Annotated in this window: 1 pseudogene; it reads left to right on the forward strand. The window is 44.2% G+C overall.

What is annotated here, in order from left to right:
• A pseudogene (locus NLF92_RS13055) lies at positions 1 to 269 on the forward strand (methyl-accepting chemotaxis protein); the annotation flags it as partial.

Consider the following 269-nt stretch of genomic DNA (forward strand, 5'->3'; position numbering starts at 1 on the left):
TATTAGTCCAGAGTTTCGCACCGAAATAGCTAAAATTTCGGCAGGGTTTGATGATTACTTTAAAGTGGCGTTTGACGTGTCTCAATCGATGGTTGATGGTACCGCTGACTTCAGTCGCTTAGGTGAACTTTCATCGCAAATGAATAGCTCTTATGACGATGCTATTGCCGCCATGTCTACATTCAGAGATGCGCAGCAGGCCGCGTTTGAAGAAGCCTTTGAAAATACCGACAGAGCAAACACTTCCCTCATTAGTACAGGCGTTATTT

This window comes from Opacimonas viscosa, from assembly GCF_024199005.1.
Lineage (GTDB): Bacteria > Pseudomonadota > Gammaproteobacteria > Enterobacterales > Alteromonadaceae > Opacimonas > Opacimonas viscosa.